The organism is Acidiferrimicrobium sp. IK (assembly GCF_025499425.1).
Lineage (GTDB): Bacteria > Actinomycetota > Acidimicrobiia > Acidimicrobiales > Palsa-688 > Acidiferrimicrobium.
Window position 1 is genome coordinate 322383 of sequence record NZ_JAIMCB010000003.1, and the last position, 17651, is coordinate 340033.

General features: G+C 72.2%; 16 protein-coding genes. 8 read left to right on the forward strand and 8 right to left on the reverse strand.

The genetic code is table 11. The annotated features are described in order from the left end of the window. Window positions 1–48: 48 nt before the first annotated feature. Together K6U06_RS07120 and K6U06_RS24510 are read right to left on the reverse strand one after the other, a co-directional pair. Entirely contained in the window at window positions 49–825 is a 777-nt protein-coding gene (locus K6U06_RS07120) for a phosphatase PAP2 family protein (protein WP_262321215.1), read from the reverse strand. 58 nt (window positions 826–883) lie between these two features. After that, window positions 884–2011 carry an amidase gene (locus K6U06_RS24510; RefSeq protein WP_316044695.1) on the reverse strand — a complete coding sequence of 376 codons (1128 nt, stop codon included), beginning with the start codon at window positions 2009–2011 and terminating at the stop codon, window positions 884–886. Between the two features lie 119 nt (window positions 2012–2130). Here K6U06_RS24510 and K6U06_RS07135 point away from each other — a divergent pair, with 119 nt between their 5' ends. Further along, window positions 2131–5586: an error-prone DNA polymerase gene (locus tag K6U06_RS07135; RefSeq protein ID WP_262321216.1), complete on the forward strand. Its 3456-nt coding sequence runs from the start codon at window positions 2131–2133 to the stop codon at window positions 5584–5586. On the opposite strand, the gene mftR is transcribed toward K6U06_RS07135, so the two are convergent. Beyond that, window positions 5555–6229 carry a mycofactocin system transcriptional regulator gene (gene mftR / locus K6U06_RS07140; RefSeq protein ID WP_262321217.1) on the reverse strand — a complete coding sequence of 225 codons (675 nt, stop codon included), beginning with the start codon at window positions 6227–6229 and terminating at the stop codon, window positions 5555–5557. The two genes, K6U06_RS07135 and mftR, sit on opposite strands and share 32 nt — an antisense overlap. A 148-nt stretch (window positions 6230–6377) precedes the next feature. Here mftR and mftD point away from each other — a divergent pair, with 148 nt between their 5' ends. After that, window positions 6378–7550 (forward strand): pre-mycofactocin synthase MftD, encoded by a 1173-nt coding sequence (gene mftD, locus K6U06_RS07145; RefSeq protein ID WP_262321218.1) that lies wholly within the window; start codon window positions 6378–6380, stop codon window positions 7548–7550. A 27-nt stretch (window positions 7551–7577) separates the two neighbouring features. On the opposite strand, the gene K6U06_RS07150 is transcribed toward mftD, so the two are convergent. Then, complete coding sequence (locus K6U06_RS07150) at window positions 7578–7991, reverse strand: ACT domain-containing protein (RefSeq protein ID WP_262321219.1); 414 nt, start codon at window positions 7989–7991, stop codon at window positions 7578–7580. Between the two features lie 137 nt (window positions 7992–8128). Here K6U06_RS07150 and K6U06_RS07155 point away from each other — a divergent pair, with 137 nt between their 5' ends. From K6U06_RS07155 to K6U06_RS07175, 5 genes are all read left to right on the forward strand, one after another. Beyond that, window positions 8129–8689, forward strand: coding sequence for a DNA-3-methyladenine glycosylase I (locus tag K6U06_RS07155; RefSeq protein ID WP_262321220.1), 561 nt, complete (start codon window positions 8129–8131; stop codon window positions 8687–8689). 175 nt (window positions 8690–8864) lie between these two features. Further along, window positions 8865–10925, forward strand: coding sequence for an ABC transporter ATP-binding protein (locus K6U06_RS07160; protein ID WP_262321221.1), 2061 nt, complete (start codon window positions 8865–8867; stop codon window positions 10923–10925). Between the two features lie 137 nt (window positions 10926–11062). Further along, window positions 11063–11842, forward strand: coding sequence for an energy-coupling factor transporter transmembrane component T family protein (locus K6U06_RS07165; protein WP_262321222.1), 780 nt, complete (start codon window positions 11063–11065; stop codon window positions 11840–11842). Between the two features lie 185 nt (window positions 11843–12027). After that, on the forward strand, window positions 12028–12381 hold the full coding sequence (locus K6U06_RS07170; protein WP_262321223.1) for a tyrosine-type recombinase/integrase: 354 nt from the start codon (window positions 12028–12030) through the stop codon (window positions 12379–12381). A gap of 475 nt (window positions 12382–12856) precedes the next feature. After that, window positions 12857–13117, forward strand: coding sequence for a hypothetical protein (locus tag K6U06_RS07175; protein WP_262321224.1), 261 nt, complete (start codon window positions 12857–12859; stop codon window positions 13115–13117). A 201-nt stretch (window positions 13118–13318) separates the two neighbouring features. Here K6U06_RS07175 and K6U06_RS07180 read toward each other — a convergent pair whose 3' ends face one another. Further along, the gene (locus tag K6U06_RS07180; protein WP_262321225.1) at window positions 13319–13498 is read right to left on the reverse strand and encodes a hypothetical protein; all 180 of its coding nucleotides are present in this window, start codon (window positions 13496–13498) and stop codon (window positions 13319–13321) included. A gap of 201 nt (window positions 13499–13699) precedes the next feature. On the opposite strand from K6U06_RS07180, the gene K6U06_RS07185 reads away from it, so the two are divergent. Continuing rightward, a complete protein-coding gene (locus tag K6U06_RS07185; protein WP_262321226.1) occupies window positions 13700–14545 on the forward strand; it encodes an NAD(P)-dependent oxidoreductase in 846 nt (281 codons plus the stop codon). A 21-nt stretch (window positions 14546–14566) separates the two neighbouring features. Here the strand turns inward: K6U06_RS07185 and K6U06_RS07190 are convergent, their stop codons facing one another. The 3 genes from K6U06_RS07190 to K6U06_RS07200 form a co-directional block, all read right to left on the reverse strand. Further along, window positions 14567–15148 carry a YbaK/EbsC family protein gene (locus K6U06_RS07190; RefSeq protein ID WP_262321227.1) on the reverse strand — a complete coding sequence of 194 codons (582 nt, stop codon included), beginning with the start codon at window positions 15146–15148 and terminating at the stop codon, window positions 14567–14569. Between the two features lie 8 nt (window positions 15149–15156). Further along, the gene (locus tag K6U06_RS07195) at window positions 15157–16161 is read right to left on the reverse strand and encodes an LLM class flavin-dependent oxidoreductase (protein ID WP_262321228.1); all 1005 of its coding nucleotides are present in this window, start codon (window positions 16159–16161) and stop codon (window positions 15157–15159) included. Window positions 16162–16248: 87 nt separating this feature from the next. Beyond that, window positions 16249–17568 carry a type IV secretory system conjugative DNA transfer family protein gene (locus K6U06_RS07200; RefSeq protein WP_262321229.1) on the reverse strand — a complete coding sequence of 440 codons (1320 nt, stop codon included), beginning with the start codon at window positions 17566–17568 and terminating at the stop codon, window positions 16249–16251. Window positions 17569–17651 lie beyond the last annotated feature (83 nt).

Here is a 17651-nt window from a genome sequence, read left to right on the forward strand (position 1 = left end):
ATTTTGCCGGTTGCCAGGGGGACGCCCGACGCAGCCGGCCTGACCATCTCAGGCTGCGACGGACTCCTCGCCGGCGTTCTCGTCGTGCAGCACCGATCCGGCCCTCCGGATCAGCTGCCGGCGATAGATGAAGTCGGCCACCGGCACCGCTACGCCGGTCACCATGATCCCGGCGACGACGTCGGCCACGAAGTGGTTGCCGGTCGTGATGACCGCGATGGCCGTGGCCGCCGGGTACACCCACACGGCCGCCGCCCAGCGCCGGCCGCGCAGCACCCGCCAAACTGCCCACGACGACCAGGTGGCCCAGGCCAGGTGCAGTGACGGCATGGCGGCCAGCTCATTGGCGTGCTGCGCCAGGGTCCCCGAGTGCCAGGAGCCGAAGGCACCGGTCTTGGCCACCACGTCCACGATGCCGAGCGAGGGCACCATGCGGGGCGGGGCCATCGGGTAGCGCCAGTAGATGGCGAGACCGATGACGTTGATCAGCACCAACGCGGCGCGCAGGGGGCGGTAGTGCCCGGGGTGGCGCCACCACAGCCAGCCGAGCACCGCGAAGGTGACGACGAAGTGGGCGTTGTCGTAGTAGTCGCTGATCCACAGCCCGATGGTCGGGTGGGGGGCGAGCAAGTGGTTGAGCCACTGCTCGGGGTCCAGGTGCAGCACCCGCTCCAGGTGGAACACGCTGCGGGCGTGGGCCTCGGCGGCGGCCTGGCGGATCGGGGCCAGGTTGGAGACCATGTCGTAGACCCACGCCAGCCACACGATGGTCAGTACCTCCATCCACACGCGCGGACGACGCGGCGCGAGCTTCTGGAGGGCCATGGGTGAGAGATTCTAGGAAGTGCTTGCCTCGAGGAGGCGGCAGGCGAGCCAGGCGGCGCTAGGCGAGCGCCGCCTCGATGACCGATGCGGTGGCCAGAAGAAGGTCCTCCCGACCCGGCGCGGCCACCAGCTGGAGGCTGGCAGGGACGCCGCCGGCGCCGGCCGTGCCAGCGGGAACCGGCACCGGAAGCGACAGCGCCGGCGCCCCGGACAGGTTCCAGGGCATCGTGTGACGCAGGGTGGTCACCTTGGCTGCGTCCTCGATGTGGGGCGGCAGGTCGGCCAGGGTGGGCATGGCCAGGACCTCGACGCGGGCGAGCACGGCGGCGACCTCCGCCTGCCACAGCTCGCCGGTCCCGCGGGCGGCCGCGACTGCGGAGGGCTCCAGCGATGCCCCCGGCCACAGGCGGACCGCGACCTCCGGGCTCAACCCGCCGGTGCGGGCGAGCTCGCCGTCGGCCGCCCACGCCTCGGCCACCAGGATCGTCATGCCGGCGTCCCTGGCTGCGTCCCATCCGGGCAGGGAAACGTCCTGCACGGGAAGGCCGCTGGCCGCCAGCGCCGCGTCGATCGCTCGGTCCACCGGCTCGGTGGCCGGGAGGCGGACCCGACCGAGCGCGGCCGCTGGCGTCCTGCCGGTCACGAACCCCGGCTCGAGCAGCATCATCCCCTCCACCAGGCCGGCCACGTCCACTGCCAGCGGCCCGACGGTGTCGAGGCTGGGGGCCAGCGGCCACACCCCCTGCAGGGGGATCCGCCCGCCGGTGGTCTTCAGGCCTGCCACCCCGCAGCAGGCGGCCGGGATACGGACCGACCCGCCGGTGTCGCTGCCGATGGCCACGTCAGCCTCGCGGTGACCGACCGCCGCCGCTGAACCGCTCGATGAGCCGCCCACCACTCGCCTGGCATCGGCAGGGTTGAGCGGGGAGGAGAACCACGGGTTGAGGCCGGTGACCCCGTACGCCAGCTCGTTGAGGTTGGTCTTGCCGACTATGCGCACCCCGCCGGAGGCTTGCGCGGCCCTGATCCCCGCCAGGCACAGGGCATCGACGGCGGCGGGGGCGGCCTGCTCGGCCAGGACCCGGCACCCGGCGGTGGTCGGAACCCCCGCCAAGTCGATGAGATCTTTGACGGCGACCCGCCGCCCGGTGCCGGTCGTGTCGAAGCGGATGATGAACGAACCCATGCGCCCAGCCTGGCAGACCCATCGGTGACGACCCGCGGCCGAGATCCCCTAGCCTCGATTCTCACCGGAGTGGTGGATCCCCCTGGAGTATCGAACATATGTTCGATACTCTGGGCTGCATGGGTTGGGGCAATCCTCCGGTGCCGTGGTCAGAGCTCGAGGCTCGGCTGTCGGGGAGGGCCCGACCGTTCCCGACAGACGGGGACGGCGGTGACAGCCCGGCCTGGTCCCACAAGAGAGGGCCCTACCAGCCGCCTGCCCATGTGGTCCGCCGCCGGAAGGCCGCCACGACGCCGTACGCGGAGCTGCACTGCCACTCCAACTTCAGCTTCCTAGATGGCGCCTCCCACCCCGAGGAACTGGTAGAGGAAGCCACCCGCCTGGGCCTCGAAGCCCTGGCTCTCACCGACCACGACGGCATGTACGGGGTGGTGCGCTTCGCCGAGGCGGCGCGGGCGGTGGGGATGCCGGCGGTCTTCGGCGCCGAGCTGTCCCTCGGCCTGACCCGGCCCCAACACGGGGTGGCCGATCCGGAAGGGACCCACCTCCTCGTCCTGGCCCGGGACCCGACTGGCTACACCCGACTGTGCCGGGCCCTGTCGGCGGCCCACCTCCAGGGCCGTGAGAAGGGCAAGCCGGTCATCGACCTAGACACCCTCGCGGCGATCGGCGGCGGCGCGGTTCCCGACATCGCAGCCATCGGGGACCCCTCCGGCAGCCACCCGGCCGGCGAGGCGCCGGCGGACCCCCTGCGGGAGCCGCTCTTTTCCCCCCACCAATCCGATCACTGGGTAGTGCTGACCGGGTGCCGCAAGGGCGTGGTGCCCGCCACCCTCCTCGACGCCGGACCGGGGCGCGCCGCCACGGCCCTGGCCGGGCTGCAACGGCGGTTCGGGGCGGCCAACGTCGTGGTGGAGGTCTGGGACCACGGCGACCCGCTCGACTCGGCGCGCAACGACGCTCTAGTGGAGATCGCCTACCGGGGCGGGGCGGAGGTGGTGGCCACCAACAACGTGCACTACCACGTGCCAGCCCGCCGGCGGCTGGCCGCCGCCATGGCCGCGGTCCGGGCCCGGCGCAGTCTTGACGACATCGACGGGTGGCTTCCGTCGGCCGCCGCCGCCCACCTCCGCAGCGGCCGTGAGCAGGCGGCCCGCTTCGCTCGCTACCCGGGGGTGGTGGAGCGGGCCGCGGCGCTCGGGCGGGAGTGCGCGTTCGACCTGTCGCTGGTGGCTCCCAAGCTGCCGCCGTGGCCGACCCCGGCCGGGCACAGCGAGATGAGCTGGCTGCGCCACCTGACCGAGGAGGGAGCCAAAGGGCGCTACGGGCCGCGCGAGCGTCCCAGCCACCCGCGAGCATGGGCCCAGATCGACTACGAGCTGGCGATGATCGAGCAGTTGGGTTTCGCCGGTTACTTCCTCATCGTGTGGGACATCGTCCGGTTCTGCCGTGAGCACGACATCTACTGCCAGGGTCGAGGGTCGGCGGCCAACTCGGCGGTGTGCTTCGCGCTCGGGGTCACCAACGCCGACGCGGTCCGCCTGGGCCTGCTGTTCGAGCGGTTCCTGTCGCCCGAGCGCGACGGGCCACCCGACATCGACGTGGACATCGAAAGCGGCCGGCGGGAGGAGGCCATCCAGTACGTGTACCAGCGCTACGGGAGGGGATGCGCGGCGCAGGTCGCCAACGTGATCACCTACCGGCCCAAATCCGCGGTGCGCGACATGGGCAAGGCGCTCGGGGCCGCGCCGGGGCAGCTCGACGCCTGGTCCAAGCAGGTGGACGGGTGGGGTCCGCTGTCGGCCACGACCGCGCCCGGCCCCTCCGGCGCTCCCGACCACGACATCCCGGCGCCGGTCCTGGCCTTGGCCGAGGAGATCCAGCACTTCCCCCGCCATCTCGGTATCCATTCCGGGGGCATGGTGATCTGCGACCGGCCGGTGTCGGAGGTGTGCCCGGTCGAATGGGCTCGCATGGCCGACCGCTCGGTGCTGCAGTGGGACAAGGACGACTGCGCGGCCGCCGGGCTGGTCAAGTTCGACATGCTCGGCCTCGGGATGCTGACGGTGCTGCACGCCACCGTCGACCACATCCGCGACTTCCACGGGGTGGAGGTCGACCTCGGGGCCCTCCCTCAGGAGGACGAGGTGTACCAGATGCTGTGCCGGGCCGACTCGGTGGGGGTGTTCCAAGTCGAGAGCCGGGCGCAGATGGCCACGCTGCCGAGGCTCAAGCCGAGGGAGTTCTACGACTTGGTGGTGGAGGTCGCTTTGATCCGCCCCGGCCCGATCCAGGGGGGATCGGTGCATCCCTACATCCGCCGGCGCAACGGGCAGGAGCCGGTCACCTACCTTCACCCCCTGCTCGAGCGGAGCCTGGCCAAGACCCTCGGCGTGCCGCTGTTCCAGGAGCAGCTGATGCAGATGGCCATCGACGTGGCCGGCTTCACGCCGGCGGAGTCCGACCGGCTGCGCCAGGCCATGGGGTCCAAGCGAAGCGTGAGCAAGATGGAGGCGCTGCGGGCCCGGTTGTTCTCGGGCATGGCCGAGCGGGGGATCACCGGCGAGGTGGCCGACCAGATCTACGAGAAGCTGGTGGCGTTCGCCAACTTCGGCTTCCCCGAGAGCCACTCGGTGAGCTTCGCCTACCTCGTGTATTCATCGTCGTGGATGAAGTTGCATTACCCGGCGGCGTTCTGCGCCGGGCTGCTCGACGGCCAGCCCATGGGCTTTTGGTCCCCGCAGACCATCGTGGCCGATGCCCGCCGTCACGGAGTGGTGGTGCGCGGGCCCGATGTCAACGCCAGCGCCGCAGTGTCGCTGCTCGAGGCGTGCCCGTCCAGCGCCGGCGGAGCCGCGGTGCGCATCGGCGTCTCCTACGTGCGGACCATCGGGTCCGAGGTGGCGGATCGCATCGCCGCCGGCCGGCCGTATTCGGGTATCGAGGACCTGGTCCGCCGCTGCGGGCTTAGCACCCCACAGGCCGAGGCGCTGGCTACCGCCGGCGCGCTCGGTTGCTTCGGCCTTCCTCGCCGCGAGGCGTTGTGGGCCGCGGGGGCGGTGGCCCAGTCGGGCCCGTCGCTCGACGCTGCGGTCGGTCGGCGCAGCGCCCGGTTGGCCGGGCTGGTCACCGGCGCCGAGCCGCCCCGTCTGCCCGGGATGGATCCGGTGGAGACCAACCGGGCCGACCTGTGGGCGACAGGGTTGTCGCCCGACAGCTACCCGACGGAGTTCGTCCGAGACGACCTGGACCGGATGGGGGTGGTCACCGCCGCCGGCCTGGTCGCGGTGGCGGCCGACGTCCGCGTCACCGTCGCCGGGGTGGTCACCCACCGGCAGCGGCCGGCGACGGCGCAGGGGATCATCTTCCTCAACCTGGAAGACGAGACCGGTCTGATCAACGTGGTGTGCTCGAGGGGAGCATGGGCCCGGTACCGGCGGGTGGCCCGGGCCGCTCCGGCGTTGATCGTCACCGGCAAGCTCGAACGGGTGGAGGGCGTCATCAACGTCGTGGCCGACCGCATCGAGGCGCTGACCCTGTCGCCTACCGCCCTGCGCTCGAGGGACTTCCGGTGAAGGGCGGCGGTGGCGGCGGCGGTGGTGGGGTGGCTCGGGCCGGTGGTGCGGTGGTCGCGAACCCGGCGGCCAGGCGCCCCAGGGCGTCGTCGAGAATGGCGGTCAGGTCGGCGTCGGGATCCTGGAGCCACTCTTCGTAGGCGGCGACGGCAGCTCCGAGCGCACAATGCGCCACCACCCGGGGCAGCAAGTCCTCGGCTCCGCATCCCGTCCGGGCGGCGACGAACTCCGCTACCACGCCCCGCCATTGGGCGAAGCGCAGCGTCGAGTTGGCGATCAGGGTGGGGACACCGAGGATGAGTGCCAGGCGCTGGCGGTGCTGGGTCGCGATCTCCGGGGGAATCCGGTTGAAGCCAACCACCCCGGCCCGCACCGCCTGCATCATCGGAACCTCGGGCCCGGTCGCGCCGAGGGCGGCCCGCATGTGTTCCAGCTCGGTCTCGAAGTCGCCCCAGACCAGGTCCAGTTTGGAGGAGTAGTAACGGAAGAAGGTCCGTCGCCCGATCCCTGCCGCGGTGGCGATGTCCTCGACGCTGGTCTCGTCGAAGCCTCGGTCGGCGAAGAGGCGCAAGGCGACTTCCTGCAGCTCGGCGCGCGACGTCGAGCGCGGCCGGCCGAGCCGGGCGACGCCCCGGCGGGGCACCGACCCAAGCGGGCTCGATCGGCGAGGGCCCGATCCGCGAGGGCCCGGTCCGCGAGGTGCGGATGCCGCCGCGTCCGGCTCGTTGGCGCTTCCCTTCGACACTCAGTGCCATTATGATCCATTCACCGCGAAGAGAGGAAACGCACACATGGGGAACCCTTGGTTCGAGACCGTCGCCGAAGCGCAGCGCCGGGCCAAGAAACGGCTACCGAAGTCGGTATACGGCGCGCTTGTCGCGGGGTCCGAGCGCGGCCTCACCGTCGAGGACAACATGGCTGCGTTCGGGGAGCTCGGGTTCGCGCCTCACGTCGCCGGGCTGTCCTCCAAGCGCGAGCTGGCCACGACGGTCATGGGCCAGTCGATCTCCCTGCCGGTCGTCATCTCGCCGACCGGCGTCCAGGCGGTGCACCCCGAAGGGGAAGTAGCCGTAGCGCGCGCTGCCGCTGCGAGAGGCACCGCGATGGGGCTCAGCTCCTTCGCCAGCAAGCCGATCGAGGAGGTGGTGGCGGCCAACCCGCAGACCTTCTTCCAGGTGTATTGGGTTGGTACCAAAGAGCGGATGCTCGAGCGCATGGAGCGGGCCCGGGCGGCGGGCGCGGTCGGCCTGATCGCCACCTTGGACTGGTCGTTCTCGATGGGCCGTGACTGGGGCAGCCCGGTGATCCCCGAGAAGATGGACCTGAAGACGATGATCAAGGTCGCGCCGGAGGGCCTCGTGCGACCGAAGTGGCTGCTCGAGTACGCCCGGACTATGCGTTTCCCGGACCTGACGACGCCCAACCTGACGGCGCCGGGCCAGGCCCCCCCGACGTTTTTCGGCGCCTACGGAGAGTGGATGCAGACCCCCCTGCCGACGTGGGAGGACGTGGCCTGGCTGCGCGAGCAGTGGGGCGGCCCGTTCATGCTGAAGGGGGTGTGCCGAGTGGACGACGCCAAGCGGGCGGTCGACGCCGGGGTCACGGCCATCTCGGTCTCCAACCACGGCGGCAACAACCTCGACTCCACGCCGGCGACTATCAGGGCCCTCCCGGCGGTGGCGCAGGCGGTGGGCGACCAGATCGAGGTGCTCCTCGACGGCGGCGTGCGCCGGGGCAGCGACGTGGTGAAGGCCGTGGCGCTCGGGGCCCGCGCGGTGATGATCGGTCGGGCCTACCTGTGGGGTCTGGCCGCCAACGGCCAGGCCGGGGTGGAAAACGTGCTCGACATCCTCCGGGGCGGGATCGACTCCGCGCTCCTCGGGCTCGGCTTGTCGTCGATCCAGGACCTGACCCCCGACGACGTCGTGGTGCCTCCCGGCTTCGAGCGACGACTGGGGGAGTAGCGCCCGGAGTCATTCCCTCACCCTCAGCTACAGGTTGACCCTCGGGTTGGTCTCGGAAGCTCCGGTGCCGAGGGAGCCCAGCACTGCCAGGGCGGCGTCGGCCTGGGAGACGGGGACGAGGAGGTGGTCGTGGCGCAAGCCGGCCAGGACGTTGCAGGCGATCCCGGCACCGGCCAAGGCGGCGCTGACCGCAGCGGTCAGCCCGACGGCGTGCAGCGCCGATTCGACCCGAAGGACGATCCAGGCGGCCACGAAGTCGTAGGCCAGGCCGGCCTGGTCGGCGTCGGACCTGGCCACCACCGCGCAGCGACCCTCCGGTTCGCTGACGGTGGCCGCGGCCTCGATGCCGGCGGGGACCTCAGCCACCCACACCCATTCCCCTGGCCGGGCCTCGGGGCGCAGACCTGCGAGCAGGGCGCCCAGGTCAGAGGCCGGACTCAACTCGCCGCGGCGGGCCGCGTCGGGCCCCTCCGGCGCGATCCGCCGTCCCCGACGGTCCGCCCGGCGATGACCCGACAGCCGGAGGATCGCCGCATCGCAGACGTCACGACCCCGATGGTAGGCCCTACCCTGCCGACTTGGACCGTTGCGGGTGGGCGGGAACCGACGCGGCGATGGTGGGCTACCACGACACCGAGTGGGGAGTCCCGACCCGAGACGACCGGGGACTGTTCGAGCTGCTCATCTTGGAAGGTGCCCAGGCCGGCCTGTCGTGGCGGTCGGTGTTGACCAGGCGCGACGGGTACCGCTCGGCGTTCGCCGGCTTCGACCCCGTCGCCGTGGCCTCGATCACCCCGGACGGCCAGGCCGCGCTCCTCCGTGACGCCGGGATCATCCGCAACCGGGCCAAGATCGCCAGCGCCGTCAGCAACGCCAGAGCACTCCTCGAGGTCGCCGCGGAGCACGGGACGTTTTCGGCCTACCTGTGGGACCGCGTCGACGGCACCGCGATCGTCAATCATTGGAGCGAGGCGGCTCAGGTGCCGGTGACTACGCCGCTGGCCGAGACCCTGAGCAAGGACCTGCGCCGGCGAGGTTTCTCCTTTGTCGGCCCCACCATCGTGTACTCCTACCTGCAGGCCGCCGGAGTGGTGATGGACCATCTGACCTGCTGCTTCCGTCATGCCGAGCTCTGCTGATCTGCGCCGGTGGCGTCGTTGCCCGACCCGCCGGGGCGGGCGCCTAACGGTCAGCACCACCGTTGTGGCACGGGCGGGCTGCGGCCCGGTGTCCCGGCCGGTGGGACCGGGCGGAGGACCGGCCGGCGAATCTACCCGCGCCGGTTGACCTACGGACTGGTGGCAGGCTGCGTCGATGGCTGAGCGTCCCCCGTCGGTGCGCGGGCCGCTCCGGCCGCTCGAACTGGCTGCCGCCGCGGTCCTCGGAGGAGTCACCGTCGCCCTCGCGGTCCTCGGGTGGATCCTGCCTCACGCCAGTGCCATCCAGGCGCTGGGCGCCGTGCCGATGGGGCTGGTCGCGCAGCGGTACCGTCCCCGCGCCGTGCTGGCGGCGACCGTGGCCGGCTGCGTCGTGTCCTTCCTGGTAGCGGGCACCGGGCCGGCCTACAGCGTCGTCGTGTGCGCCATCGTCGGCGGTCTTGTGGGCGACGTCAAACGCCGCGGCCGGGGCCGGTGGACGGTCGTGGCGGCCACCGCGGTCGTGGCGCCGGCGCTCGCCGGGGTGGCCGATCTCATGCTCTTGGTATTCGCCGCCAGCCGGAAGCTGACCCTCGACCAGATCCGCAACCTGGGACGCGGCGTGACCGGGGTGGCCGGACGCTTGCCGCTGCTGCACGGTGCGGCCGACCGAGCGAACCATCTCCTCGACACCGCCATCCGGGACTGGTGGGCGACGGTGGCAGTGGTGGTCGTAATCGGATTGGCGGCCAGCGTCGCCGCGGCATGGGTGATCGTCGGCGCCGTCCTGGACCGCCTGGAGTGGATGGTCCCCGAAGACCGCATGGAAGCCCCGGATGACCCGCGGCCCATCGCACCACTGCCGGTGTCGTTGCGCGACGTCCATGTCCGCTACCCGCAGGCGGCGTCCGACGCGCTCGACGGGGTGAGCTTCGCTCTCGAGGGCCCGGACCTAGTCGCCCTCGTCGGCGCCAACGGGTCCGGGAAGTCGACCTTGGCCCGAGTCCTGGCTGGCCGCCCCCCGACCGCGGGCGAGGTGGTGCGCGCCGGCGCGGCGGGGCTGGGCAAGCGCGGAGGCACCGCCGTGATCTCCCAGAGACCGGAAAGCCAGGTCCTCGGGGTTCGGGTCGCGGACGACGTGGTGTGGGGCCTCCCCGCCGACGCCGCGGTCGATGTCGAACAGCTCCTCGATCTGGTCGGGCTGGGCGGGATGGCGGCGAGGGAGACGACGACGCTGTCGGGCGGCGAGCTGCAGCGCCTGGCGGTCGCCGCCGCCCTGGCCCGCCGACCCAAGCTGCTCTTGTCCGACGAGTCGACCGCAATGATCGACGAGCAGGGCCGCAAAGACCTCACCTCCCTGCTCGCCCGGCTGCCCCGCACCGCCCAGATGGCCGTGGTGCACGTCACCCACCGGGCGGAGGAGGCGGCCGCCGCCGACCGCGTGGTGCGCCTCGCCGGCGGCCGTCTCCTCGAAGGGGTCGGCGACAGCTTCCCGCCTTTCGCTGATCCCGGCCCCACGGGGAGCACCCCGGCACGACGCGGGCCCCTGGGAGACCGGAGAGCCGGGGTGCTCGTCGTCGAGGACGTATCGCACACCTACGCCGACGGCACACCGTGGGCCCAGCCAGCCCTCCACGGGATCAACCTCAGCGTCGGCGAGGGTGACGGCCTGCTGATCGTCGGCGGAAACGGCTCGGGAAAGTCCACCCTCGCCTGGGTCCTGGCCGGGCTGCTCGAGCCCACCTCCGGTCGCTGCCTGCTCGACGGTCGGCCCGTTACCCGCCAGGTGGGCGCCGTCGCGCTGGCGTTCCAGCACGCCCGGCTCCAGCTGCAACGCCCGACGGTTCGCTCCGACATCAAGGCGGCCGCGGGGATCGGATCCGACGCGGTGCCCGCCGCCTTGGCCGAGGTCGGCCTCGACGCCGAGTTCGCGGATCGGCGCATCGACCAGCTGAGCGGAGGTGAGATGCGCCGGGTCGCTCTGGCCGGGCTCCTCGCCCGCCGGCCGCGCGTGTTGATCCTTGATGAGCCGCTCGCCGGGCTCGACCCCTCCAGCCGGGCCGGGTTGCTCTCGGTCCTCGGCCGGTTACGAGACGAAGGCCTCTCCCTGATCGTGATCTCCCACGACCTCGAGGGGATGGGAGAGGTGTGCGACCGAACTGCGCTGCTCGCGCAGGGTCGGCTCCAGTTGCACGACTACGTGCCCGAGCCGGTCTCGGGCGGCGGGCCCACGCCGTGACGTCGCGCCCGTCCGACACTTCCCGGCGCGTCCAGCGCCTCCAAAGCGGATCGTCCGGCGGTGGGGCGTCGGGCGGTGGCGCAACGTCTTCTGGCGGATCGTCCCCCGACCGGCAACCCCGCCGGCCGCGGCGGTCGATGGTCCTCCTCCGCCAGATCCCCGGCGACACGGCCATCCACCGGCTGTGGGCCGGAACCAAGATGCTGGCGGTCGTCACCTACGGCGTCGTCCTCTCCCTGGTTCCGAGTTGGCCGGGCATCGTGATCGGAGCGGTCATGCTCCTCGCGGTTGCACGCATTGCCCGAGTCCCGCGAAGCGCGCTGCCCCGGCTGCCGGTGTGGTTCTGGGTGGTGATGGCCGCCGGCGGACTGTTCACACTCGTGTCGGGTGGCAAGCCGGAGATCTCGGTCGGCTCGGGGCATGTCGGGCTGGGCGACCTCGAGCTCTACGTCCGCTTCGTGTGCCTGAGCGTCGTGCTCCTCGGCGCTTCGGCCATGGTCGCGTGGACAACCTCCTTGGGTGATGTCGCGCCGGCGGTGGCCCGCGTCGGTGCGCCGCTGCGATGGCTGCGCCTGCCCGTCGACGAGTGGGCCGTCACCACCGCTCTGTGCATCCGCAGCCTTCCTCTGCTGGTGGATGAGATGCGCACGGTGATGGCCGCAAGGCGTCTGCGGCCTGGACCGCCGGGGCACCGTTGGAGCCTCAACACCCTCCTCGACGAGGGCATCGACCTCATGACCGCCGCTCTCACCGCTTCGATCCGCCGGGCCGGTGAGATGGGAGAGGCCATCACGGCGCGAGGCGGGACCGGGCAGCTGACCTCGCAGCCGGCGGGGCCGGGATGGCCCGACGCTCTGGCCGCCGCGGTGGTAGCGGTGGCATCCGGCGCGGCGATCGGGCTGGCCAGCGTCGCATGAAGCGGCGGTGACCGCCTCGTTCGACCGCGGGGATTGCTAGGGGAGTGGCGCTGGGTGCTGGGCCGTGCGCGGCGCGGCCGCTTGTTGGGGCGCGGCCGCTTGTTGGGGGCGCGGCTGTTGCTGGCGGCCGGGAAAGCCGCGACAGACCGCGCCCGGAATTGTCAGGTCTGTCGCGGCTTGCAAGGGTGATCACCCACGCGAGCCGCGACACGTCCGCCGGCTGTGGTGGAGGTCTGCCGCGGGTTTCCCTTGGAAGCAACTGCGACCAGCAGCGGGAGCGATGCGAGCAGCAGCGGGAGTGGCGGCGCTGCGGCTCGGAGCGCCAGGTCGGAGGAGCGCATGTCGGCCGCCAGTGGAACACCCTTCGCCACGCCTTCATCACCGCCGCTCTCGACGCTGGCGTGCCCCTGCGCGACGTCCAAGAGGCCGCATCGCACGCCGATCCGCGCACCACCATGGGTTACGACCGGGCCAGGGTCTCGCTCGACCGTCACGCCACCTACATCGTGTCCATCTACATCGCCGGCGCCGCCCGCTGACCGACGCTCTGGGCGCCAGCAAGAGTCTGCTGGAGCCCAGAGTCGGCAACCCAAGCAGAAATAACGCCGAGTAGGTGCGGAACGCCGGTCGGTGGTGATCGGTCCTGATGGAATGTTCTGTCCCGGGACGCTGTCGGGGGTCAGCGGTACGCTTGGAACGTGGAGGGCCAGGCCGCTCCGTCGCCCTCTGACCCCGCCGTCGTGGTCACGAACCCCGACGAGGCCGTGACGCCCGAGGCGTTTCGCGCGTGGCTGGACCGGCGCCAGAGCGGGGAACCCCTCCATCTCCCAGTCCGAGCTGTTGACACACTCACGGACCTGCGCAGCACCGGCGAGGCGTGACCCCTGTCGTCATTGATGCCTCCGCCGGTGTAGAGCTGGTCGTCGACTCCGAGCGTGGACGTGCCCTTCGGCGACCGCTGCCCGACGACGCCGTGCCCTGGGTCCGGATCACTTCTTCGCCGAGTGCGGGGCCGTGCTTCGCCGCTGGGATCTCAACGGCGTCCTCACCGGCGAGCAATCCCAGCAAGGCGTCAACGAACTCCTCGCTCGGCCTCTACGGGTGGTGCATGTTCGAGGTCTGTTCGCCGACGCACGGGCGAAGCGGGCGAACGTCACCTTCGCCGACGGTCTCTACGTCGCGCTCGCCGCCCATCTCCATGCCTCGCTGCTCACCTCCGACGGTTGCCTCGCCAACGCCCCGACGCTCGGCGTGCCGGTGTTGTACTCCGCCTGACGAACGCTCTCCGCTCGCCGGCGGGTCGTTCTGTGTGAGCCGGTACACGCGCCGCACGGGCGACCTGAGGCGCGGATCGCCGTTCCTGAAGAAGCGCTTGGTGTCAAGAGCCGTCGACGGAGTCGATGTCCTTTTTTCCTTGCCGGCTGTCCACTTGGTGTGAAGTGGCGGGACACGCGAGACGCTCCCTCTGTCGAGCGCTCAACGACGATGGGCCTCGTACCGCCAACCGAAGAAAGCCCCCACCAAGCCGACGAAGCCGTAGAAGAGGGCTCCGGCGCCTCCGCCGAGTACAGCCCCGACACCCGCCCCGAGGATCAGCCCAATCAAGAGCGTCGTCCAAAGTGACGGCAGCACCGAGGCTTTCGTGGATGAGGTCATGGCCAACCGTAGGTCCCGTTGGCGTACGTGTCCGGCGATGCGCCAGAGCGACGGATCCCGTTTACCCGGTGGCCGGGACCGGTTACCCCAACGGTGGCAGGGTGGCCGCCTGCGGGCACTCCCCGCTGGCCGCCAGCGGGCAGATTCTGGTGACTGTCACAAGAGCAGGCGGGGACCGCGGCGAGCAGCGAGACTCGCGATATGGCACCCGCTCGATCCGTGGTCGTCGGCCTACTCCACCCCGGTTCGATGGGAGCGTCGGTGGGCGCGGCGCTCATCGAACGAGGCTCGAGGGTGCTATGGGCCTCCGCCGCCCGCAGCAACGAGAGCGCCAGGCGAGCTGAGGACGCCGGCATGGAAGACGCAGGTTCGGTGGCCGGCTTGTGCGCCCAGGCCGACGTGGTGCTGTCGATCTGCCCGCCGCACGCCGCCCTGGACGTGGCCCGTCAGGTGGCAGCGACGGCGTTCGCCGGCTTGTACGTCGACGCCAACGCGGTGGCGCCGGCCACGGCTCTCGAGATCCGCGGCGTGGTGGAGGCGGCAGGAGCCCGGTTCGTCGACGGCGACCTGATCGGCGGCCCGATGGGGCCCGGCACCGGGACCCGGATGTTCCTCAGCGGCCCGGACGCCCCGGCGATCGCGTCCCTGCTATCAGGTAGTGATCGGGGGGAGGCCGTGGTGCTCGGGGACAACCCGACTGCGGCATCGGCGATGAAGATGTCGTACGCGGCGTGGACCAAGGGAACGGCCGCGCTGCTGCTGGTTGTCGAGGCGGCCGCCCGGGCCAACGGTGTCGAGGACGCGCTCTTCGGCGAGTGGGCTCGCTCGCAGCCGGATCTTCCTGAGCGGCTGGCGGCTGCCCACCACTCGCTGCCCAAGGCCTGGCGGTGGTCGGGTGAGATGGACGAGGTCGCTCGCAGCCTGAGGGATCTGGGGTTGCCCGACGGTTTCGCGGCGGCAGCCGCCGAGGTGTGGCGGGCCGTGACTGAGGGGAGGCTGCCGCCCGGGGACCCGAGCCGACGCTCGACTAGCGGGGACCGGAGCTGACCCCGGCTCCTGCGAGCAGGCTCAGGAGCTGCGGACGTCGGCCGGCTCGGCGCCGGCGACGCGGACCAGCTCGGCGAAGGAGGTGGGGAACACACAGTTAGGTGTGCCCGCCGCGGCCCAGATCTCCCCCTCGTCGGCCAGACCCTGGTCCACGAGGACCCGAAGCCCGTAGTGGCCGAGCGGGCTGACTCCGCCTATCGGGTAGCCGGTCGCGGCCCGCACTGCGTCGGGGTCGGCCCGGCGCACCCTGGCTGCGCCCAGGTGGGCGGCCAGGCGGGTGGGGTCGAGGCGGTCCGCGCCGCGAAGCACGATCAGCACCGGGGCTCCGTCGGCCATGAACACGAGGGACTTGGCGATCTGCGCTTCGGTCACCCCGAGAGCGGCGGCGGCCTCCGCTGCGGTGTGTGCGGACTCCGGTAGCTGGCGGACCGCGGCGTCGGAGCCGGCCGCGAGGAGCGCGGTTTGCACCCGGCGGGCGTTGCGGTGCAGCGCGGCCTGGTCTGCCGAGCCGTCGGAGCCGGGGCCGTGCGCCACCGACGCCGGGCTGTCCTCTCCCGAGGTCGGACCGTCGGGCTCGGGACTGGTGGGCGCAGGGAAGGTCAAGGCGCCGGTCAGGCCGCGGCGGGCGCCATGACGTCCGCCACTAGGCGGAACGAGCGCAGCCGGTCGGCTTGGGAGAAGGTGTTGGTTGTCACGATCAGCTCGTCGGCGCCGGTCATCGAGGCCAGCCTGGTCAGCCCGGCGCGCACCGTGTCGGGGGAGCCGACGATGTGGGAGGACGTGAAGCCGGCGACGGCGTTGCGCTCGCCGGCGGTCCACGGGTAGGCGTCGGCGTCCTCCGGGCTGGAGAGGGGCCCGGGGCGACCGGTCCGCAGCCGCAGCATCTGAAGCCGCGACGGCCCGTGCAGCCACTGCGCCTCCTCGTCGGTGTCGGCGCCGAGCACCGCCGCCCCGATGGCGACGTAGGGCTCGTCGAGCACCGCCGAGGGACGGAACGAGTCCCGGTAGAGCTGCACCGCCGGCTCCGTGTACGCGGGGGCGAAGTGGTGGGCGAAGGAGAACGGGAGGCCGAGCATCCCAGCCAGCTGGGCGCTGTAACCGCTCGAGCCGAGCAGCCAGATGCTCGGCGGTACCTCGGCGCGGGGCACGGCGCGGATGTGGCGGTACGGGTGGTCGTCTGGGAAGGAGCCGTGCAAGAACGCCACCAGCTCCCCCAGCTGCTCGGGGAACTTGTCCGCTGCGGGGTCGTCGAATGCCCGCCTGAGCGCCCGGGCCGTGGCCTGGTCACTTCCGGGCGCCCGCCCGAGTCCCAGGTCGATGCGGCCCGGGTGGAGCGACGCGAGCAGGCCGAATTGCTCGGCGATCACGAGCGGCGCGTGGTTGGGGAGCATTACGCCGCCGCTGCCGACCCGGATGCGGGAGGTCGCGGCGGCGAGGTGGGCGATGAGCACCGCCGGCGACGAGCTGGCGATGCCGGGCATGTTGTGGTGCTCGGCCACCCAGTAGCGGCGGAAGCCGAGGTCTTCGGCCAGCCTGATCAGCTCCACTGACCGGGCCAGCGCTTCAGTCGGGCTCACGCCCTCCGGCACCGGGGCCAGGTCGAGCACGGACAGCACGGGCGGATGGGTGGACACAAGGCTTTCAACACCGGCGGGGTCCGGGCTCTTCCCCGCCGTGACCGGTGGCCCCGCCGGGCGCGTCAGTCACAGACCGAGGGCGGGGCGGGGAGGACGGGGGCCCATCTCCCACCACGGCGGCAGGCTGACCTGGCCGGGAGGGAGGGCACCGGCGAGCACCAGCGCGGTGCCGCGCGGCTGGTGGCTGACCCGGTCGAAGGGGAGCGCCCGCTGGCGGCGGGTGGTGACGGTGGTGGTCGGCGCTCCCCAACCGGGGCCGTACCAGGCGCCCCGGCTGACCGACCGGACCGGGACGTCGATCTCGCCGCCGAGGCGGGACACCAGTTCGAGGGTGGCGTGATCGCCGATGCCGGGCAGCACGACTTTGACGCCGAAGAGGGAGAGGAAGCCGTCGGCTCGCGCTCCCCACCGGTGGCGGCCTTGGGACAGGTCCTGGAGGCAGGCCAGCGTGGACACGCCCTGGCCGCCACCCTCGGAAACCAGCGCAGGGAGGTTCGGCAGGGGGGCGACGTTGGCCACCTCGTCGAGCACGAAGGTGAGCGGAACGCCGCCACGGCGCGCCGCGGCGGCGCTGTAAGCGCCAGAGCGGGCCCGTTCAAGGAACCCGACGACGACCGGCGCGACCAGGTCCTGGCGGTCTCCGGGCGCGCACACGTAGACGGTGTCAGTGCTGGAGTGGAGCGCGGCCGGCTCGACGTTGGGCGAGTCCGCCGCCGCCAGCGCGGCCTGCGACCGGTAGGCGGCCAGGATCCCCGCCGCGCTGGACCAGATGCCCGACAGCTCGCGGGCCTCCGTGGCGGCCAGGCCGGCGAGGACGTCGCCGGCTACCGGCGCTCCCCGCGCCGCGAGCACCGCCGCCGCCTCGCCGAGATCCTGGCGCAGCACCCAACTGTTGACCGTGCGCATGTCGGCGCCGGCGAGGGCCGCGGCGTGGAGCAGCGGCGCGACCATCGCCTCGGCCCGCTCCACCCAGTGCCCCGACTCGCCGCGCTCGGCGCCCGGGCGGGCGGCGCGGGCCATCGCCCGGGTGAGCACCAGCGCGTCGTCCCACTCGCGGCTGGCGGCGACCGGCGACCACCGGGCTCGGAGGACCCCGGGCGGCGGATCGACGGTGCCGGTCGGGTCGAACAGCCAGCACCGTCCGATCCCGGCCCGGGCTCGCATCGTGGCTTCGAGGACGTCGGGTTTGGTGGAGGTGACGATGACCGCGCCGGGCGCGACCAACACGTTGGGTACGACCAGCGCCGACGTCTTCCCGGAGCGGGGCGGCCCGAGCACCAGCACCGCCTGGCCGGGATCGGCCAGCACCGGACCGCGCCATCCCTGGCCCACGTACAGGCGGGGCCCGAGGGTGCGCAGCGCGGACTGCAGCTCCGGGAGTGACATCACCGTCCTCGTGGCAGGCGGTCCGTCCTGGCTGGACGCGACGGTCCCGGTGTCGGGACGAGCGACGGTCCCAGTGTCGGGAC